This window comes from Mucilaginibacter sp. GW822-FHT03E02 (assembly GCF_058801545.1).
Genome location: NZ_JBXANJ010000001.1, coordinates 463,502 through 479,522, shown reverse-complemented (window position 1 = coordinate 479,522; position 16,021 = coordinate 463,502). Strand labels below are relative to the sequence as shown.

General features: G+C 42.8%; 15 protein-coding genes. 6 read left to right on the top strand and 9 right to left on the bottom strand.

Annotated features, from left to right (window positions below):
- The first annotated feature begins 25 nt into the window (after positions 1 to 25).
- The 3 genes from AC1RM2_RS01705 (at position 26) to AC1RM2_RS01695 (ending at position 4,948) form a co-directional block, all read left to right on the top strand.
- Complete coding sequence (locus tag AC1RM2_RS01705) at positions 26 to 793, top strand: polysaccharide deacetylase family protein (protein WP_492982763.1); 768 nt, start codon at positions 26 to 28, stop codon at positions 791 to 793.
- A gap of 93 nt (positions 794 to 886) precedes the next feature.
- Positions 887 to 3,619: a glycoside hydrolase family 78 protein gene (locus AC1RM2_RS01700; protein ID WP_492982761.1), complete on the top strand. Its 2,733-nt coding sequence runs from the start codon at positions 887 to 889 to the stop codon at positions 3,617 to 3,619.
- 54 nt (positions 3,620 to 3,673) lie between these two features.
- Positions 3,674 to 4,948 (top strand): tetratricopeptide repeat protein, encoded by a 1,275-nt coding sequence (locus AC1RM2_RS01695; protein WP_492982759.1) that lies wholly within the window; start codon positions 3,674 to 3,676, stop codon positions 4,946 to 4,948.
- Positions 4,949 to 5,703: 755 nt separating this feature from the next.
- Here AC1RM2_RS01695 and AC1RM2_RS01690 read toward each other — a convergent pair.
- The 3 genes from AC1RM2_RS01690 to AC1RM2_RS01680 are packed head-to-tail and all read right to left on the bottom strand — an operon-like array spanning position 5,704 to position 7,095.
- The gene (locus tag AC1RM2_RS01690) at positions 5,704 to 6,084 is read right to left on the bottom strand and encodes a DUF3037 domain-containing protein (protein WP_492982757.1); all 381 of its coding nucleotides are present in this window, start codon (positions 6,082 to 6,084) and stop codon (positions 5,704 to 5,706) included.
- Positions 6,065 to 6,859, bottom strand: a complete 795-nt coding sequence (locus AC1RM2_RS01685) for a HipA family kinase (protein WP_492982755.1) — start codon at positions 6,857 to 6,859, stop codon at positions 6,065 to 6,067. Before AC1RM2_RS01685 ends, AC1RM2_RS01690 begins: the two co-directional genes overlap by 20 nt.
- Positions 6,859 to 7,095: a hypothetical protein gene (locus AC1RM2_RS01680; RefSeq protein ID WP_439697685.1), complete on the bottom strand. Its 237-nt coding sequence runs from the start codon at positions 7,093 to 7,095 to the stop codon at positions 6,859 to 6,861. The genes AC1RM2_RS01685 and AC1RM2_RS01680 overlap by 1 nt, the downstream gene beginning before the upstream one ends.
- 169 nt (positions 7,096 to 7,264) lie before the next feature.
- On the opposite strand from AC1RM2_RS01680, the gene AC1RM2_RS01675 reads away from it, so the two are divergent.
- Positions 7,265 to 8,812 carry a gluconokinase gene (locus tag AC1RM2_RS01675; RefSeq protein ID WP_492982752.1) on the top strand — a complete coding sequence of 516 codons (1,548 nt, stop codon included), beginning with the start codon at positions 7,265 to 7,267 and terminating at the stop codon, positions 8,810 to 8,812.
- Between the two features lie 70 nt (positions 8,813 to 8,882).
- Here AC1RM2_RS01675 and AC1RM2_RS01670 read toward each other — a convergent pair whose 3' ends face one another.
- A complete protein-coding gene (locus AC1RM2_RS01670; RefSeq protein WP_492982750.1) occupies positions 8,883 to 9,518 on the bottom strand; it encodes a phosphatase PAP2-related protein in 636 nt (211 codons plus the stop codon).
- Between the two features lie 137 nt (positions 9,519 to 9,655).
- On the opposite strand from AC1RM2_RS01670, the gene AC1RM2_RS01665 reads away from it, so the two are divergent.
- Entirely contained in the window at positions 9,656 to 10,060 is a 405-nt protein-coding gene (locus AC1RM2_RS01665; RefSeq protein WP_492982748.1) for a MerC domain-containing protein, read from the top strand.
- Positions 10,061 to 10,109: 49 nt separating this feature from the next.
- Here the strand turns inward: AC1RM2_RS01665 and AC1RM2_RS01660 are convergent, their stop codons facing one another.
- The 4 genes from AC1RM2_RS01660 to AC1RM2_RS01645 all read right to left on the bottom strand — a co-directional run bounded on the left by AC1RM2_RS01660 (position 10,110) and on the right by AC1RM2_RS01645 (position 14,204).
- Positions 10,110 to 10,979 carry an HAD-IIA family hydrolase gene (locus AC1RM2_RS01660; protein ID WP_090649725.1) on the bottom strand — a complete coding sequence of 290 codons (870 nt, stop codon included), beginning with the start codon at positions 10,977 to 10,979 and terminating at the stop codon, positions 10,110 to 10,112.
- 52 nt (positions 10,980 to 11,031) lie between these two features.
- Entirely contained in the window at positions 11,032 to 12,069 is a 1,038-nt protein-coding gene (locus AC1RM2_RS01655; RefSeq protein WP_492982746.1) for a hypothetical protein, read from the bottom strand.
- Positions 12,070 to 12,302: 233 nt separating this feature from the next.
- Positions 12,303 to 12,692 (bottom strand): GxxExxY protein, encoded by a 390-nt coding sequence (locus AC1RM2_RS01650; protein WP_492982744.1) that lies wholly within the window; start codon positions 12,690 to 12,692, stop codon positions 12,303 to 12,305.
- A 153-nt stretch (positions 12,693 to 12,845) separates the two neighbouring features.
- The gene (locus tag AC1RM2_RS01645; RefSeq protein WP_492982742.1) at positions 12,846 to 14,204 is read right to left on the bottom strand and encodes a glutamine synthetase family protein; all 1,359 of its coding nucleotides are present in this window, start codon (positions 14,202 to 14,204) and stop codon (positions 12,846 to 12,848) included.
- Positions 14,205 to 14,333: 129 nt separating this feature from the next.
- Between AC1RM2_RS01645 and AC1RM2_RS01640 the strand changes: the two genes are divergently transcribed.
- Positions 14,334 to 14,747 carry a gamma-glutamylcyclotransferase family protein gene (locus AC1RM2_RS01640; RefSeq protein WP_492982740.1) on the top strand — a complete coding sequence of 138 codons (414 nt, stop codon included), beginning with the start codon at positions 14,334 to 14,336 and terminating at the stop codon, positions 14,745 to 14,747.
- Between the two features lie 66 nt (positions 14,748 to 14,813).
- Here AC1RM2_RS01640 and AC1RM2_RS01635 read toward each other — a convergent pair whose 3' ends face one another.
- Positions 14,814 to 15,824 carry a glutamine synthetase beta-grasp domain-containing protein gene (locus AC1RM2_RS01635; protein WP_492982738.1) on the bottom strand — a complete coding sequence of 337 codons (1,011 nt, stop codon included), beginning with the start codon at positions 15,822 to 15,824 and terminating at the stop codon, positions 14,814 to 14,816.
- Between the last annotated feature and the right edge of the window lie 197 nt (positions 15,825 to 16,021).

The following is a 16,021-nucleotide window of genomic DNA, read 5'->3' as shown; positions in this document are numbered from 1 at the left end:
TAGTACGGGTTTTAAACCTGCATTTATGAAAAAAATAACCTTATTGTTATTGCTCCTCAATTTTACCGCCTTGGCTCAATCTCATAAAAAGGCCATTATTGTGCTTACTTATGACGATGCTTTACCGTCGCAGCTGGATGTAGCCCTGCCACAACTCGATTCGTTAGGATTTAAGGGCACCTTTTTCCTGACGGGGTATATAACCCAGGCAACTATCCCGCGCTGGCGGCAGGTTGCTTTAAATGGGCACGAATTAGCTAACCACTCCCTATATCATCCTTGTTTAACCACTTCGGTAAAAGCCAATCCTGCAAATAATTCGGCCAACTATTCGGTATTCATGATCAAGCGCGAAGTTGCCGAAATGAATAACCTGCTATATGCCGTTGATGGAAAAACCGGTACGCGCACGTATGCCTACCCCTGTACCGAAATAGCTGTTGGCGGCGTAAAATATGCCGATTCGCTGAGTGCTGCAGGTATTATCAAATACGCACGTATTGGCGGTGGCGCCGATGCAATAATAACCGATTTTAAAAAGATTGACCCCATGCAGGTGCCGGCCTGGGGCATACACGGCGGTGTTACCGGCGATGAATTGATTGCTTTTGTAAAAAAGACGCAACAAAGCGGCGGCTTAGGCGTGTTTATGTTTCATGGCATAGGCGGCGATTATATAACTACACCTGCAGCCGCGCACAAACAATTATTGTTTTACCTAAAGCAACACCAGGACGAAATAGAAGTGCTTACCTTCCAGGACGCGCTTGATGCTGTTAAGCGGATAAATTAACAGGCATGTTAGGTAGTATGGTTTACCGGCAAAAGACAGATAGGGTTGCCGCTGTAGCCAGCAATCAATAACATTGGTATCCAATTGTAAACCATGAAACATATTTTACTTTTTTTATTTGCTGTTTTGCCGGCAATTTGCCTGGCGCAAAAACCTGTTGCCGAAAGCCTGACGGCCGAATATTTAACCAATCCGGTGGGCATTGATATTAGCCATCCCCGCTTGAGCTGGAAAATTAATACCACCCAACGAAATACTTTACAGCAGGCATATACTATTGTTGTTGCCACTGATGCTTCCTTTTCGCCTTCCAAAACGGTTTGGAATACGGGAAAGGTAGCGTCCGATTCATCGGTATTTGTTACTTATAACGGCGCATCGCTAAAATCGGCAACACGCTACTATTGGCGGGTAAAAGTATGGGATAACCACGGTAATACATCTGCCTGGAGCAAACCCGCTTATTTTGAAACAGGATTGTTTAACACCACCGACTGGACGGCCAGCTGGGTGCAACCCAAACAGGACAGCTCGCGCAAAATGCCTGCGGTAATGTTACGTAAACAATTTTCGGCATCTAAAAAAGTGGTATCGGCCCGGGTTTATGCTACCGCCCACGGCGTGTATGAGTTATACCTCAACGGCAGCAAAATAGGTAACCAGGTGCTTACGCCCGGCTGGACGGAGTATAAAAAACGCCTGCAATACCAGGTTTATGATGTTACTGCGATGATGCAGCCCGGCGATAACGTAATTGGCGCCATGATTGGCGACGGCTGGTTTAAAGGCACGATAGCTTACATGAACAACTGGGGTTTCTGGGGTAAAAACCTTGCCCTGTTATGCCAGCTACAAATAACTTATGCCGATGGCACCATCGAAAACGTAAACTCAGATGGCTCATGGAAAGGTACCCAAAACGGGCCGGTAACGCTTAACGGCATTTACGATGGCGAAAATTACGATGCCCGTAAAGAAATAACCGGCTGGAATAAAAAAGGGTTTGATGCTGCAGCATGGTTGCCGGTTGATGTTGCCAACAATATCACAAAAGCCACATTGGTTGGGGTACAAAGTGTGCCGGTGCACCAAATTGCCGAACTGAAGCCCATAGCGATTTTTAAAAGCCCTAAAGGAACCCAAATTATTGATTTTGGACAGGACATGACGGGCTGGATAAGAATGAAAGTGAGTGGGCAGGCCGGAAAGACCGTTACCATAAGGCATGCCGAAGTGTTGGATAAATTTGGTGAGTTTTACACAGCCAACCTGCGCAATGCCACCGCAACCATTAATTATACCCTGAAGGGCGATGGCGTGGAAATATTTGAGCCGCACTTCACTTTTATGGGTTTTAGATATATCGCTGTAGAAGGTTTTCCGGGCGAGATTAAGCCTGAAAATTTTACGGCTGTTGTTATCCACTCAGATATGGCGGTTACCGGGCAGTTTACCTGTTCAGATACCATGATTAACAAGTTGCAACACAATATTCAATGGGGGCAAAAAGGTAATTTTTTAGATATTCCTACAGACTGTCCGCAGCGCGATGAACGATTGGGCTGGACAGGCGACGCGCAGGTTTTTTCGCGCACGGCGGCATTTAACATGAACGTAGGTTCGTTTTTTGCAAAATGGATGAAGGATGTAGCAGCCGACCAGTTTCCGGATGGCGGGGTGCCATTTGTGGTGCCCGATGTTTTACAAACTAACCGTGCCACATCGGCAGGCTGGGGCGATGTGGCCGTTATTGTTCCGTGGACAATGTACCAGGTTTATGCCGATAAGCGCATTTTGCAAACCCAATATCCCAGCATGAAAGCCTATGTTGATAAGATTATCAAAAAGGCAGGGGATAGCTACATTTGGCGCGGGGGTAGTGTTTTTGGCGATTGGTTGTTTTACCGTCCGGGTATCTATGATTTTTCGGAGCCAAATGGTTATACCAACCCCGATATGATTGCTACCGCTTTTTATGCGTATTCGGCAAAACTGCTTAGCCAGGCCGCGGGCGCTATTGGTAACACTGCCGACGAGAAGAAATACAATGATGTGTTTGAAGGTGTGAAAAAGGCTTTCATCCACAATTATATGACCCCCACCGGCCGCATTTTCGCCGACTCGCAAACAGGTTACGTACTGGCATTAAAATTTAACCTGGTGCCCGATAGTTTAAAAAGCAGGGCCGCAGCTTACCTGGTTGAGGATGTACGCAGCCGGAACAACCACCTTTCAACCGGGTTTTTAGGTACGCCCTACCTATGCCAGGTATTATCACAAAATGGTTATACCAATGTGGCTTATGACCTGTTGCTACAAAAAACGTATCCATCGTGGCTATACCCTGTAAAAATGGGCGCAACCACCATTTGGGAGCGTTGGGATGGTATTAAAACCGACAGTACTTTCCAGGATAAAGGGATGAATTCCTTTAATCACTATTCGTACGGTGCCGTGGGCGATTGGATGTACCAGCATGTTACAGGCCTGCAAATTGGTAAACCGGGCTATAAAAATATAGTATTAAAACCCGAACCCGGCCGCCAGTTTACCTTTGCCAAAGCAACTTTTGAAACCATGTATGGCCAGCTGCTTTCTGAGTGGGAAGTTAAAGATGGCATCATGCGCATACACGTTAAAATTCCTGCTAATACTACAGCAGGGCTAACACTGCCGCAGGCACATGCCGAAGATGTAAAACAGGATGGTAAACCGCTAACAGGTGCCAGTGGCGATGCAAACGGCACAACAGTACAGTTAGGATCAGGCGATTACACTTTTAACTATCCGTGGGTTGTGGTAAAAGATAAGGTTGTCGCTAAATAAAGGGTGATAAATTGTTTTCTGAAGGTGTTTGATTATATTTATTGAAGAATGTATATGATCAAACACCTAAACTATAAAGGAGTAATGTTACTCTCGTTGCTGATACTTACCGGTAAGTGTTACGGCAATATCAATTCCATCGATTTTACAAAAATAAGTACAACCGAAAGCCTCACCCCGAAAATTAAATTTTTGCAGGATAACCTTGGCTTGTATGACCACTGGGTGCACGAATGGAAAGCAGCCGTAAAAAAGGAAGTTGTTGTTAAAAGTCTGTCGTCGTTGTATGACGATCTGGATAAGCAAACCGATAAAAATTTAGAAACTATATTGCTTTTGGGCGATGTAGCTCATTACTTGTATAATATGGAATTAGAGCCATATTATAAAAAGTCGCTGGATAATTATCTAAAAGCAACTGAGATAGCGCCTGGCGATTTTCGTACCTGGTGGTTTTTAGGCAATCATTATGCCATGTCGGCACAATCGGTAAAAGGAATAGCCGCCTATCAGTCGGCATTAAAAATTGATCCTCAAATTACCAATGGTTACTTTTGGTTTGATTATGCTTTTGCCACAACCGTTGCAAATATGCCGGCTACATCAAAGTACGCCATTTCGCAGTCAATCAAAATATTGGGTAAGCGCAACAACGTAAGTGAATTGATGTTCCGGAACCTGGAAAAAAATTTAAAGCAACCTCCTGCCGATACCAGCTTAACGGTTAATGATATGTGGGCATTAGCAGGCAAACAGGATAATAAAATTATTATCACCAATAGGGTTGTGAGTACACGCCTTGTAATTGATAGTACCTGGCGAATTACACCAAACGCATATCAAAATGGTGTAACAGCTATTACGTTTATGCCAACCTCAATTATAAGCAAGAAGGACAACCAGAGCATAGATTATAGTATATTACTAATAGCCAGGAAACTTAAGGATGGCCAAACGCTGACTGATTTTATAACTCCATTTTTAAAACCGGAGTATAAAACCAGCCCAATAAAGCTTACTACCAAATATAAAGACTGTATAGCCTACGAAATTACCGACCCTGAGATTTATAAATCTATCGGAGGCGGTCACATGTATATGATAGCCATAGCCAGGGACGAACCTGAGCAACCTGGAATGCTGCTGGAAACCGTAAATGCCTTCCCGGCTGGCAATGGTAAGATAGCGTATTATACGGTTGAGCAGCACTACTCCCGTATAAAAGGCAAACTTTACTACTTGCTATTACTTGATAGTTGTGGTTATATTCATGATGAATCGCTGGCAGTTTTTAAAGATTTTATTGAGAATGGTTTGTTGATAGAATAATTTTTGTTGCCCGATAAACGTCCCGGCGGGGCGGTTTTGTGGTTCTATGACGATTTGCATGGGTAACATCGATGTGGTTGCTGATCAGTTTCTAAAGATATATTTTGTTGACACTCGGGGCTTGTTCAACACGACTTAGAGGCGTAGCCTCGGCCAATCTTGTAGCCACGGGTTTTAACCCGTGGAAAAAAACGAAGAAAACGATGGAGAGCCGTAGGTTCGATCCATATTATCAACAGGTATATATCATCGTTTGAACAAATTGAAAATATCTGGATTTACACCCCAATATGTGCCGATGGCACTCTTGTTGTGCTTTGGCCAATCATCCCCGGGTTAAAACCCGGGGCTACAATATGTGCCGGGCCGATGGCCCTTAGGAAGAGTTATGTAGAAGCTAATTGAAATCGAACAACCCATACAAAGAGTCATAGCTCCGGTTTTATTCAATACACACGCAAAAAGCGGGTAAAGAATAAATTTGGTACACCGGAGGATATCGGAGGTTGCCGTAAGTGTGTTGGTAGGGTGCTCAAAAGGTATTCAAAGGTGCATCAACGGTACACCAAAAGATGTGTAAAATTTACTTAATTATATAATAATCAGTTGTTTTGTTTTTTATTATTACTTAATTCGATATTTAAAACGCTAAAAGCCTGCCTGGTTTTGCCAATTAAATTAGTGACGCTCATCCCTTTTTTGCATGTTTGTTTCAGTAGGGCTTCCCCGCTTTTTTTGACTGTATTTGGGCGATTTTAGCCCACTAACTGGTTAAATAGCCTCAACAAGGTTGCCTCTGCATCCTTGCACAGGCCCGGATGTACCTTTGACGATTGCACCACGGTGCTACGTGTGGCAGTAAGCCATCTAAAGCGCGAAGCTATATCCAGTTTGGCTATGGGGCCGGCATCGGGAGCGCCGTGGGCTATTTTTTCAAACGATTTAACGTTATCTTTAAGGCAATCTAAATCCAGGCCGGGTGCAAAAGCCGCTATCCGGGCTTCATCTATTGATACAATTGCTTTTAAAAATTGCTGTTTGGGGCAATAAAGTATCACGCCAATATTTACAAATTCCTCGCGCTCTACCCTGGGTACAACGCGTACTACGGCGTACTCAAATAGCTGATCGGGCATTTTTAGCTTCGGTTACAAATATTGCTGATGATGCAATACGGGTTAATAAAAATTGCGCGTAAACTTCCCTGCGCTCGGCCGGTGTTCCGTTTCCTGATTCATCGGTAAGCCAGTCGTCGGGGATTAAATTCACAATGTTGTAGATGCGTTCGGATGTTAAAATGGACTTAAATTCGGCATCCACCTCATCCAATTCAGATGCTTGCGGAAGCAGTACATGGTCTTTTACCTGCACAAACGGCCTTTTTGCCGATTCCTGCCAGTTTTGCCACGAGTGATGAAAATACAGCGCTGCGCCATGGTCAATAAGCCAAAGGTCCTTGTGCCACATCAGCATATTGGTGTTACGTGGGGTACGATCAACGTTGGTGAGCAGGCAATCAAGCCAAACTATTTTGGATGCCAGTTTAGCATCCAAAGTATTAACAACCGGGTCGTACGTTATAGCGCCCGACAAATAATGCAAAGCAAGATTAAGCCCTACGCTGAATTTGAGCAGGTCCTGGATCTCCTCGTCGGCCTCAGAGCGGCCGAAGGCTTCATCAAGATTAGCAAACACCAGTTCGGGTACTTTCAGGCCCAACAGGCGGGCCAATTCCCCGCCAATAAGCTCCGCGATAAGTGCCTTTACGCCCTGGCCGGCCCCGCGGAACTTAAGTACATATAAAAACTCGTCGTCGCCTTCGGCGATAGCCGGCAGTGACCCGCCTTCGCGCAGTGGTGTAACATAACGGATCACCTTAATGGTGCGGAGTTGGAGTGGGTTGTAATTCATTAATTTTCTGCGCTATCTGTTTTTATCCGACTGACGTACTCAGTATAGTCGATAGGGTTATATACCGAAACGCGAAGTCTTATGCTATCGCCAACTTTTAAACTGTCATCTATCGAAGATTCGCAAGTGGATGATATTGTTTTTCCATTAAACGGCAATTCAACTTTCAATACCTCGCCACCCTTGGTGTGGTGTAAATCTGTTATTTTTCCATCAACAACAATCGAATTTCTCATTACATAATTATAATGATTGCTTTGATTAACCTTCGTAATTATATATATCAATCCGAGTATGATAAAGAAGCCGAATGTCTTTAAAATTCCGGTCCAATTGTTCACAACAGAAGAATTATATGCCATAAATTGAAAAATCAGGACAAATTTAGGATAATTAAGCAATGCTATGTTTTATTTCCGCCATCCCAAAGATAAATCCTATTTTGGCTGGTACATGATGCAGGAATATATATTAGGTATTGACATTGGTACCGGCAGCACAAAGGCTGTAGCTGTGGCATTAACGGGCCAGGCATTGGGTGTAAGCCAGCAGCATTACGGAATTGATATTCCCGAACCCGGTTATAGCGAACAGAATCCCTTAATTATCTGGGATGCTTTTGTAAAATGCGTGCAGGAGATAGTGGTTAAAATAGGGTATGCGCCGCAGGCGTTTAGCTTTAGCAGCGCGATGCATAGTATTGTCCCCGTTGATAAAACAGGTACGCCGTTGGCACCCATGATTACCTGGGCCGATGCCCGTGCCGAAAATATAGCCCAGGATTTAAGGAACTCGCCAAAAGGGGAGGAGATATACCGCATTACAGGAACGCCAATTCATGCCATGTCGCCCTTATGCAAGCTCATTTGGCTGAAAGCAAATAACTCCGGTCTGTTTGCGCAGGCAGATATGTTTATATCGATAAAAGAGTTTATCTGGTTTAAACTGTTTAATGATTTCCAAATTGATTATTCTATCGCCTCGGCCACAGGACTTTTCGATATTTTAAAATTGCAATGGAGCAATGAAGCCTGCCAGCTTGCCGGTATAACTGCCGATAGATTATCAGAGCCAGTGAATACCACTTATTACAAGGACAATCTTGACGCTGCTACGGCAAACTTGCTGGGCATACCAGCTGATACCAAATTTATTATAGGTGCAAGCGATGGCTGCTGCGCAAACCTGGGCAGCCATACTACAGGGCCAGGGGTAGCGGCCCTCACTATTGGTACAAGCGGGGCGGTGCGTATTACCAGCCCGTTGCCGGTTTATAATTACCAGGGCATGACCTTTAACTACCTGCTTAACCAAAACACCTATGTGTGCGGCGGAGCTGTAAATAACGGTGGGATTGCGATAAACTGGCTGCTGAAAAACTTTTTACAAAAAAATAATCTAACAGGTGCCGATTATGATGCTTTATTTAATACCATTGAAACAGTACCAGCCGGCAGCGACGGCCTTTTATTTTTACCTTATCTATACGGCGAGCGTGCTCCCCTTTGGGACACCAAAACCAGCGGCGCATACTTCAATATTAAGCCAGGCCATACCCAGGCCCATTTTTTAAGGGCTGCGCTTGAAGGGGTTTGTTTCGCTTTATATGATGTGCTTAAAACGGTTGAGGATGCCTCTGTTGCTATTACCCAGGTTAATATAAGCGGTGGTTTTGTAAGTTCCGGCACCTGGACACAGGTACTGGCTGATATTACCGGCAAAAAACTGGTGGTGTTGCAACCCGAGGACGCATCTGCTGTAGGGGCTGTTTATCTTGCCATGCAGGTAGTGCATCCCGAAAGTTATGATGAACTAACTCATGTGAATAGTGAAACCATTATAAGTCCTAAACAGCAGAATCATGAATTGTATAAAAAAAACTTCGTTATTTTTAAAAAGCTTTCCCTCGATTTAAAGGATACCATGCACCTGGTTAATAACCTGGGCATCTGAAAAGGTAAACGTAAAGCATTAAAGTTGCATTAGCGTTTTCAAAAAAAATGAAGTTGAAATGATTGTCCGGTTATTTAAAACCCAGTGCTTTGGTAAAACGATGGCAGCAATAAACAATAACCGGGGCGGCCAGTACATCCATAGTATAGTGAATATGCTGAATGAGCAGCAGGAACATTAAAATGATAGTGGCGGCGAGTGCAATGCGTTTATCGTTTTTACGTTCGAGGTTTAAGTAAATTAAAAAGAGTGTTGATGTGTGGCCCGAGAAGAAAAGGTCTTTAGTGATTGATGCATGCCCATAAAAGTACCCGGTAAGCGGGTCAATCAACGGTACAAGTCCGGCCGGCGGATCGAGCTTAACCAGGGTTAGCGTTATAAAGCGGGCTATGCAAACAAAAATTATGGTCCAAAGGTAGGTTATACCTATATCTGGTTTGTAAAGTGTTCTGATTATCATGAGGATACCCATTCCCCATATTAGCGCGAAAATTGGTATCGATACGTCAAGCGCCGGCAAATTTGCCAGTATCCAATCATGCAACACTACACCATGCCGTAGTTCAATAGCTTTAAAAAAAGAAGGCATCGTATTAATTATCGCCACAATAAGCATAGTGCCAATAATGAGCCTTACCTGTTTTAAGCTTGTATTAAACGCGGTTTGCCAGTTAAGTTTTATTCTATATAGCGTAATCTGGGTCAAAATTTTATCAGGGAAATGATTTGCAAAGGTAATTATTGACGTGGTTATTAATAATATGTTACAGCAATGTTAAAATTATTGCCAAATATAATGTAAATTTAAATGCAATATTGTTGCGTTAATTTTATATTTGCAGCATGAGTCACTATAAAACTACGGCACGGATAGATAGGATTGGTATAACAGCATCTACGTTATGCGCCATTCATTGCGTGGTGGTGCCGCTTATATTTACAAGCCTGCCGCTTATTGGGCTGGGCTTTTTAGCGTTGCCACTGGTGGAGTGGGGGATGATTGTTTTTGCGCTGATGATAGGCTTATACTCGATAGGTTTATCCTACCTGCGCGTTCACAGGCGGCCGCTGCCGGTAATTTTATTGGTAACAGGCTTTGCAATTATTATACTCGGGCACGTTTTTTTGAGCGGACGAATGGAAGGTATTATTGTGCCGGCGGGGGGCCTGTTGATAGCGGTAGCTCATTTTATAAATTACCGGTACGCGGGGCCGCATCCGGGTATCTCCAAAGGCGCGGCTTGCTGATTGAAAGCTCGCATTTTTTTGCTTCCTGCGAAGCAAAAGATAGTAAAGCCTAAAATGCTAATTCACCATGCTCAATAACAGCCGAATCGCAAACGTAGGTGGGGACAATACCTGTTGCGTTTATACGGTTTTCGGCATCAACTGCCTGGGTGTTGCCGGATAGTACCAGTACAGTATCAAGGCCAAACTTATTGCCGCCCAAAATATCGGTTTGCAGCGTATCTCCAACCATCACAATGTCTTTTTTGCTGATTGGCCCCTGATCGCGCAGCAAATCATAAGCAAACATAAACATCTGCGAATCGGGTTTACCAAAGCGGATAAACTCCTTGCCTACAATTTTTTCAATCATGTGGGCAATCCCGCCAATGGCTATTGATACATCGTGTTTACTAAGCGGATAGGCATGATCTGTATTGGCAACTATGGCCGGGATGGTGCGTTTGCGTAGTATGTTTACGGTTTTATTCAAATCTTCAAACCAATCAAAGCCTTCATCATCTAAAAACACCAGCGCATTTACCTTATCAATATTCGAAGCATCAATCTGGCTTACGGGCAGGGTGTGCAGCCCCGAGCTATCAATATAATGCGCAGAATCTGGCGTGCCCAGGTAAGCCACAATGCCATCATTCACTTTCAGGTCGAGGTATTCTTTGGTAAGCATGCCCGATGAGATGATCTTATCCGGAGTTATGGCAAGCAGGCCTTTGTTATTATATGATTCTGCCAGTTGTGCAGGGCTGCGCGATGCATCGTTGGTAACGATGTAGTAATCCTTCTTTTGCTGATCCAGGTAAGCAAACGTATTTTCGATGCCTGGCAGCAGCCCTTTATAGTTTTTTAGCACCCCAAAAGCGTCAAAAAAAACAACTTTGTACCTGTCTATTATAGATTTAAAGTTGTCTATCCTGTTCATACCTGCGTTTGCTTTAATTAAATTGCAATATGCTCAAATATTAACTCAAAGCCTATTTTAATTTAAGTGCCTCTATTATTTTTTCGGCATCAAAATCCCTGTCCACCGATGGTAAATAAACATTGAAGGCCTCTGTTTGCAGTTTTTGAGCGTATTGTTCGCTAAAAAAGTGCTTGCCATCCTTAATTACATAGTTGAGAATAAAAAAGCGGTATGCTTCTTTCATAAACCTTATTTCGTCGGCAGTAAGTGGGTTTACTTTATGATATTCTTTCAGGAATAAGATAAATCTATCTTCCATCATGGTGTTAATCACATAGCTAAATACCGTACGGTCGCCAATATCCGATACCACCCGGCTGAAAAAGTAAAAATCAAGTACCCGGTAACTCATCCTGAACCAATCATAATCCCAGCGGGAATATAATTCAAGGCTTGGGGTTACCGAAAAGTTGCCGATGTTCCAATCGATAAAAACCGGGATGATCTCGAAAGAGCTCATGTTGTATTTCGACCGGTTTTTCATGAATGTTTCGCAATGGTACTTCAAAAAATCGGCCTGCATGGCGGTGCCGAACTGTTTTTCGTTGGTTTCCAGCTGATGCATCAACGAAGAAATATCAGTGCGCAATGTTTTTGACGATTTTGGCAGTACATTTTTAACCCTCGAACAGGCTTTATGAAACTTACCCACTTGTTGCCCAAGCTTTTTAATATGGTTGTCATCCAGGCGGCGGGGCAGTCGGTTTAGGATTCGCGTTGGGTTATAAAATACTACCCATGCATCTGTTTTGCCATGTTTATAATGATAAATATATACCCTGTTATTTTTAAGTAACGATCGGGCAAGCAAATTTTCAAAAGGGTAAAGCAGGTTATTGGCTAAGGTTTGGATGATGCGGTGATCCTCTTTAAAATGCTCAAACTTTCCAAAATAGGATAGCTTGGCTATAATGATATCGTCGTCATCAAAAGTAATACGGTACACATGGTTGGTAGATACCATGGCGCTAATGTCCTCGATAAGTTTAATCGTTTTGGACGCGTCATACCCTTCCCATGCTTTTTTAACAATTAAAGAAAAGTCCATTTACATAATTTAGGCTACAAAGATTAGACAATAAAATGGAATAAGAAATATGATTTGTATAATGTTTTGTCGGTCATGGAATAAACAGGTTCTTTGTCTGAACTCGGATTAAGCAGATTTTTCGGATTATTTGGATTTCGATTGCGTGCGGTATATATCGATTGTTTTGGATTTGACTTGCGTAGGATATATTTTGATTGATTTGGATTTGATTTGCGTGTGATATATTTAGATTAATTTGGTTGGAATTTTTTGTTTAACAAACGTTTAAAGGTCAGGGATTTGCTGCCAAAATTTATGAGTAGGCCAACCTCCATATTATAAGCTTCCAAATAATTGATAGTCTGAGCAAGATGAACGTCTTCCAGTAGGATAATAGCTTTTAACTCAGCCACTACTAAGCCTTTAACGAAGAAATCAACCCGACGTTCTCCAATTTGTTGGTTCATATAATAAATCGGCATGTCCATCTCCCGTTCAAAAACAAGTCCTGCAGATGCCATTTCTAACTCAAGCGCCCGTTGATATATCTTCTCCTGAAATCCGTTGCTTAATGTGGAGTGAACTTTCATTGCGCAGCCAATAATCTGCCGGGTGATTTCGTCATGCTTTAATTGGTGCATTTTTTGTTGTTTATGTTTTGATTTTGTCTGAACCCGGATTAAGCAGATTAATGGATTTGTCAGATTTTTAAATTGTAAAAGACTTGCGATCAGCAAATCAAATCCAAAAAATCCAAAAAATCTGTTTAATCCGAGTTCAGAAAAAGGCTCATACTATATCACCTCAAAATACCTCTTCAATTCCCAATCAGTAACATGTTTAGCATACTGCCGATGCTCCCACAGCCTTGTTTGGGTAAAATGCTCAACAAAGCCTTCGCCAAAAAGCTCTTTGGCTAATGGCGAGTTTTGCATCTCAGTCGCTGCGTCAAACAAGTTTTTGGCCAGTACACCGTTGCGTTTATCTTCGTAACCGTTACCAACTGTGGGTGCTATAGTTAGTGGTAATTTGTGTTTTATACCATATAAACCAGAAGCCAATGCCGCTGCTATGGCCAAATATGGGTTAGTATCTGAACCCGGTATGCGGGTTTCTAACCGGGTGTAGCCCGGTGTGGTATTGATAACGCGCAGAGCCGTGGTTCGGTTATCAAGGCCCCAGGTGATGGTGGTTGGTGCCCAGGCCCCTTCAACAAGGCGTTTATAGCTGTTAATACTGGGGGCATACATTGGTAACAGGTGTGGCATGCAATATAGCTGGCCTGCAAGGTAATGCTTATGCAAATCGCTCATCTTGTTAACATCGTCGCCGTTGTAAAACAGGTTATTACTTTTATCCTTGCTCCATAAGCTTTGGTGGATATGGCCGCTGCAGCCGGGCAGGTCTTCGTTCCATTTGGCCATAAATGATGCCATGATGCCGTGTTTGTAGGCAATTTCTTTAACGGCTGTTTTAAATAGTACGGCTTTATCGGCGGCGGCCAAGACTTCGTCATGAGCTATTGCCGCTTCGTAAACGCCTGGGCCGGTTTCGGTATGCAAGCCTTCTATCGGGATGTTAAATTGGGTTAACAGGTTAAATAAATCGTAATAGAAATCGCTGTTTTGCGAGGTACGGAGGATGGAGTACCCAAACATCCCTGGTGTAAGCGTATTAATATTGGTGAAGCCTTTATCATTAATAGACTGCGGTGTTTCCCTGAAATTGAACCATTCAAATTCCTGGGCAAACTCGGCGTGATAGCCCATGTCCTGGCATTCTTTAACTATTTTTTTTAACAGGCTGCGGGGGCATGCTGGCAGGGTTGTGCCATTTGGGTCGCTATAATCGGCCAAAAAGAAGGGGATGTTATCCTGCCAGGGTACGTTACGCAATGTATTCAAATCAATACGGCAAAGCTTATCGGGATAACCGGTGTGCCAGCCTGTAAGTTTCACATTATCATAACAAACATCATTACTATCCCATCCAAAAACCACATCGCAAAAACCGTAGCCGCTTTGCAAGCCTTCAATGAATTTTTTTGGGTGAATTACCTTCCCGCGCAAAACGCCGTCAATATCAGCAAAGGCGAATTTTATTTTCTGGATGTTATTTTCTTCTATGTAGGTTTTTATCTGTTCGGTATTCATGGTATAAGTATAAGGCTGGTTTCAAATTAAGCAAGATAGCCATTACGATGTAAACATAAAAAATTGCGTTTGGTGTTTACAAGTATTCATACGTTTTTGCTGTTACCTTTGTTTACGGTAGTTTATATAATGATTACAATTAGCCAATACCTTTTTGTTTATGGTACGTTGCTTGAGCAAGGTAATACATACGCGCAATACCTGCAGCGGCATTGCACATTAATAGGAGGGGGCAAATTTGGCGGCAAACTTTACGACGTTGGTAAATATCCGGGTGCTACCATTGATATTGCGGCGGGCCGGTATGTTTACGGTAGTATTTACCTGATGGATGATGGCGAAAAGATACTATCGGTAATTGATGAGTACGAAGGGGTAGGTGCCCATGAGCCAAAACCACATGAATATACCCGCGAGTTGATTGAGATTGATACAGAACAAGGCCAGGTTGTTTGTTGGGTATATATTTATAACTGGCCAACTAATAATTTGCCGGAAGTACCAGGTGGCGACTACATGTACTACATCGGCTCAAAAAGGTAATAAGCAGTCAAAAAAAGTCCCCTGATCTTTTCAAACCAAGGGACTTTTAGTATAATAATGCGGGGATTAAACTTTCGCTGTTTTTACAGTTTTGATAATTACCGCAGCTACTTTGTATGGATCAGCAGCCGAGTTAGGGCGACGATCTTCCAGGTAGCCACTCCAGTTGTGCTCAACTGCATAAAGCGGGATACGGATAGAAGCACCACGATCTGATACACCGTAGCTAAAGTCGGTGATTGAAGCAGTTTCGTGTTTACCGGTTAAGCGCTGATCGTTATCGGCACCGTATACAGCAATACACTCAGTTACAGCCGGACGGAATGATTCGCAGATAGCTTCGAAAGTAGCTTTGCTGTTTGCAGTACGTAAAGTTGTATTTGAGAAGTTAGCGTGCATACCAGAACCGTTCCAGTCTAACTGACCAAGCGGTTTGCAATGCCAATTGATAGATACGCCATAGCTTTCGCCAATTCTTTCTAATAAATAACGTGCAACCCAGATCTGGTCACCAGCTTCTTTAGCGCCTTTAGCGAAGATTTGGAATTCCCACTGACCTGCTGCTACTTCGGCATTGATACCTTCAACATTTAAGCCTGCTTCTAAACATACATCTAAGTGCTCTTCAACAATTTCGCGACCGTAAGCGTTGTTTGCACCTACAGAGCAATAGTATGGGCCTTGTGGGCCTGGGTAACCACCAGCCGGGAAACCAAGTGGTTTGTTGGTTTTAGGATCCCATAAAAAGTATTCCTGCTCAAAACCAAACCAGAAATCATTATCATCATCCTGTATAAGTGCACGGCCGTTTGACTCATGAGGTTTACCAGTTGAATCTAAAACTTCGCACATAACAAGGTAAGCGCTTTTTCTTTGTGGATCCGGGCATACAAAAACTGGTTTTAAGATACAATCTGATGAACCACCTGGTGCTTGTTCAGTTGATGAGCCGTCAAAGCTCCAGTTATCCAGATCTTCTACTTTACCGCTGAAATCTTTAACGATTTTTGTTTTGCTACGCAGGCTTTGTGTTGGTTTGTACCCATCAAGCCAAATGTACTCGAGTTTAGTTGCCATTTTTTAATTAATTTGTAAAGTTGGGGTTCTATTGATAGTTTTTGTATTAATCTCGCCAATTAACAAGGCGAATTTAAATTATTTTTACAAAAATCACCATTATTTTGTGAAATTTTTATAATTTTTTTCAACAAACACCTTGTTTTAACTGTAAATGCATAATAATTAACCCAATCGGTGGTGTTTTTGATAATTTT

What these genes read in the sequence shown, in the direction of transcription:
- AC1RM2_RS01640 (WP_492982740.1), top strand. Translation starts at nt 14,334, where the DNA reads ATGATTACAATTAGCCAATACCTTTTTGTTTATGGTACGTTGCTTGAG.
- AC1RM2_RS01680 (WP_439697685.1), bottom strand. Translation starts at nt 7,095, where the DNA reads ATGAGAAATTCGATTGTTGTTGATGGAAAAATAACAGATTTACACCAC.
- AC1RM2_RS01655 (WP_492982746.1), bottom strand. Translation starts at nt 12,069, where the DNA reads ATGGACTTTTCTTTAATTGTTAAAAAAGCATGGGAAGGGTATGACGCG.
- AC1RM2_RS01695 (WP_492982759.1), top strand. Translation starts at nt 3,674, where the DNA reads ATGATCAAACACCTAAACTATAAAGGAGTAATGTTACTCTCGTTGCTG.
- AC1RM2_RS01665 (WP_492982748.1), top strand. Translation starts at nt 9,656, where the DNA reads ATGAGTCACTATAAAACTACGGCACGGATAGATAGGATTGGTATAACA.
- AC1RM2_RS01675 (WP_492982752.1), top strand. Translation starts at nt 7,265, where the DNA reads ATGTTTTATTTCCGCCATCCCAAAGATAAATCCTATTTTGGCTGGTAC.
- AC1RM2_RS01635 (WP_492982738.1), bottom strand. Translation starts at nt 15,824, where the DNA reads ATGGCAACTAAACTCGAGTACATTTGGCTTGATGGGTACAAACCAACA.
- AC1RM2_RS01705 (WP_492982763.1), top strand. Translation starts at nt 26, where the DNA reads ATGAAAAAAATAACCTTATTGTTATTGCTCCTCAATTTTACCGCCTTG.
- AC1RM2_RS01645 (WP_492982742.1), bottom strand. Translation starts at nt 14,204, where the DNA reads ATGAATACCGAACAGATAAAAACCTACATAGAAGAAAATAACATCCAG.
- AC1RM2_RS01685 (WP_492982755.1), bottom strand. Translation starts at nt 6,859, where the DNA reads ATGAATTACAACCCACTCCAACTCCGCACCATTAAGGTGATCCGTTAT.
- AC1RM2_RS01690 (WP_492982757.1), bottom strand. Translation starts at nt 6,084, where the DNA reads ATGCCCGATCAGCTATTTGAGTACGCCGTAGTACGCGTTGTACCCAGG.
- AC1RM2_RS01700 (WP_492982761.1), top strand. Translation starts at nt 887, where the DNA reads ATGAAACATATTTTACTTTTTTTATTTGCTGTTTTGCCGGCAATTTGC.
- AC1RM2_RS01650 (WP_492982744.1), bottom strand. Translation starts at nt 12,692, where the DNA reads ATGCACCAATTAAAGCATGACGAAATCACCCGGCAGATTATTGGCTGC.
- AC1RM2_RS01660 (WP_090649725.1), bottom strand. Translation starts at nt 10,979, where the DNA reads ATGAACAGGATAGACAACTTTAAATCTATAATAGACAGGTACAAAGTT.